General features: G+C 52.3%; 1 tRNA gene and 2 rRNA genes. All 3 read right to left on the bottom strand.

Annotated features, from left to right (window positions below):
• Position 1: 1 nt before the first annotated feature.
• Positions 2 to 78: transfer RNA gene (locus Q0932_RS20370), tRNA-Met, on the bottom strand.
• A 100-nt stretch (positions 79 to 178) separates the two neighbouring features.
• A 5S ribosomal RNA gene (gene rrf, locus Q0932_RS20365) occupies positions 179 to 293 on the bottom strand.
• 90 nt (positions 294 to 383) lie between these two features.
• Positions 384 to 3,215, bottom strand: a 23S ribosomal RNA gene (locus Q0932_RS20360).
• Positions 3,216 to 3,279 lie beyond the last annotated feature (64 nt).

The raw sequence follows: 3,279 nt of genomic DNA, 5'->3' as shown, positions 1-3,279 counted from the left end.
TTGGTTGCGGGAGTAGGATTTGAACCTACGACCTTCAGGTTATGAGCCTGACGAGCTACCGGGCTGCTCCATCCCGCGGAACCTGGCCAAGTGTTTTGGCCTGAGTTGCCTCAGCGCAAGAATTGTGAGGCGAATAGGGTGTCATCGTAGAGAGATACAAAGCGAAGTCGTTTACTAGGTTTGGCGATGACCTACTCTCCCACACCTTAAGATGCAGTACCATCGGCGCTACGGTGCTTAACGGCCGGGTTCGGGATGGGACCGGGTGTTTCACTCGTGCTATGATCACCAAACCGAGTAAACGGCTTCGCTTTATCAACGTCCAAGTCATTAACCTGTTGGTGTGTATGACTTATTTGGTTCCAGTCTGTCTTTTACTGGATCAAATCAAGCCTATCGGACAATTAGTACCGGTCAACTGAATGCATTACTGCACTTACATCTCCGGCCTATCGACGAGGTGGTCTACCTCGGTCCTCAGGGATACCTTGTTTTGAGGGGGGCTTCCCGCTTAGATGCCTTCAGCGGTTATCCTGTCCGAACATAGCTACCCAGCACTGCCGTTGGCACGACAACTGGTCCACCAGTGGTTCGTTCACCCCGGTCCTCTCGTACTAGGGGCAACTCCTCTCAAGTATCCTACACCCACGGCAGATAGGGACCGAACTGTCTCACGACGTTCTAAACCCAGCTCACGTACCTCTTTAAACGGCGAACAGCCGTACCCTTGGGACCTGCTCCAGCCCCAGGATGAGATGAGCCGACATCGAGGTGCCAAACACTGCCGTCGATATGGACTCTTGGGCAGTATCAGCCTGTTATCCCCGGCGTACCTTTTATCCGTTGAGCGATGGCCCTTCCACTCGGGACCACCGGATCACTATGGCCGTCTTTCGACTCTGCTCGACTTGTCAGTCTCGCAGTCAGGCTGGCTTCTGCCATTGCACTCAACGAGCGATTTCCGACCGCTCTGAGCCAACCTTCGCGCGCCTCCGTTACGCTTTAGGAGGCGACCGCCCCAGTCAAACTACCCGCCACACAGGGTCCCGGATCCGGATAACGGACCGCGGTTAGACATCAAGCAATGCAAGGGTGGTATCTCAAGGGTGGCTCCATCGGAACTGGCGTCCCGATTTCAAAGCCCACCACCTATCCTGCACATGCATGGCCTGATGCCAGTGTGAAGCTGTAGTAAAGGTGCACGGGGTCTTTCCGTCTAACCGCGGGAAGCCTGCATCTTGACAGGCAATTCAATTTCGCTGAGTCGATGTTGGAGACAGCGGGGAAGTCGTTACGCCATTCGTGCAGGTCGGAACTTACCCGACAAGGAATTTCGCTACCTTAGGACCGTTATAGTTACGGCCGCCGTTTACCTGGGCTTCAATTCAGAGCTCTCACCCCTCCTTTTAACCTTCAGGCACCGGGCAGGCGTCAGACCCTATACGTCGTCTTGCGACTTCGCAGAGCCCTGTGTTTTTAGTAAACAGTCGCCACCCCCTGGTTTGTGCCCCCAGTCAATACTTGCGTAGAAACTGGGCCTCCTTCTCGCGAACTTACGGAGGTATTTTGCCGAGTTCCTTCAACATCGTTCTCTCAAGCGCCTTGGTATTCTCTACCAGTCCACCTGTGTCGGTTTAGGGTACGATCTAGCGATGGAGCTATTTCCAGGAACCTCTAAGCAGCCCATTCAATCCAATAAGGATGAACTACCCTCGAGATCCGTCACTTCCATCTGGCCCAGGAATATTAACCTGGTTCCCATCGACTACGCCTTTCGGCCTCGCCTTAGGGGTCGGCTTACCCTGCTCAGATTAGCTTTAAGCAGGAACCCTTGGACTTTCGGCGAGAGTGTCTCTCACACTCTTTGTCGCTACTCATGTCATCATTCTCACTAGTGATCTCTCCACCGGATCGCTCACACGCCGGCTTCACAGAAAGCTCCATATCCTCCAAGGCATTCCGAAGAATGCTAAAGAGGATTGGAACTATGTCACACTACGCTCTGCTACCATGCAATAAATGCATCCTAGACTTCGGCTCATGGCTTGAGCCCCGTTACATCTTCGCCGCAGGACAACTTATTTAGACCAGTGAGCTGTTACGCTATCTTTAAAGGATGGCTGCTTCTAAGCCAACCTCCTGGTTGTTTTGGTCGTCCCACCTGCTTTCCCACTTAGCCATGAATTAGGGGCCTTAGTCGTAGGTCAGGGTTGTTTCCCTCTCCACTACGGACGTTAGCATCCGCAGTGTGTCTGCCATCTAGTACTCCCGGGTATTCGGAGTTTGGTTAGGATCAGTAAGCCTGTGGGGCCCCATTACCCATCCAGTGCTCTACCCCCCGGGGTATTCGGATGACGCTCTACCTAAATAGATTTCGCAGAGAACCAGCTATCTCCGAGTTTGATTGGCCTTTCACCCCTAGGCACAACTCATCCCGATCTTTTTCAACAGATGTGGGTTCGGTCCTCCAGTGCATGTTACTGCACCTTCAACCTGGTCATGCCTAGATCACTCGGTTTCGGGTCTAATGCATCTAACTCAATCGCCCTATTAAGACTCGCTTTCGCTGCGCCTACACCTAACGGCTTAAGCTTGCTAGATACACTAAGTCGATGACCCATTATACAAAAGGTACGCTGTCAGGCCGCAAGGGCCCTCCAACTGATTGTAGGCGTTCGGTTTCAGGTACTGTTTCACTCCCCTCGTCGGGGTGCTTTTCACCTTTCCCTCACGGTACTGGTTCGCTATCGGTCAGTAAGGAGTACTTAGCCTTCGAAGGTGGTCCTCCGATCTTCAGACAGAATTTCACGTGTTCCGCCCTACTTAATACATCCTTCAAAGCTTCCCATACGGGGCTGTCACCCACTATGGCCGAGTTTTCCAACTCGTTCTGGTCACTTATCAGGCTTGGCTGGTCCGCGTTCGCTCGCCGCTACTAGCAGAGTATCAATTGATTTCCTTTCCTCCGGGTACTTAGATGTTTCAGTTCCCCGGGTTTGCTCTTAAAATCCTATGTATTCAGATCTTAAGTACCTGGTTCAGCAACTTGTTGATTACCAAAGGTAACAACAAGGAACTGTCAGGTGGGTTCCCCCATTCAGAGATTCATGGATCAAAGCCTATTCTCGGCTCCCCATGACTTATCGCAGAGTATCACGTCTTTCATCGCCTCTTACTGCCAAGGCATCCACCAAACGCCCTTCTCGCGCTTGATTTGATCCAGAAAGAGAGAGACTGACGTCACTCGTGACCGCATAAGCTGGCAAGCAATGCAATCCT

The organism is uncultured Shimia sp. (assembly GCF_947498095.1).
Taxonomy (GTDB): domain Bacteria; phylum Pseudomonadota; class Alphaproteobacteria; order Rhodobacterales; family Rhodobacteraceae; genus Shimia.
The sequence above is the reverse complement of the archived record's forward strand: the minus strand, read 5'-3'. Positions and strand labels throughout refer to the sequence as shown.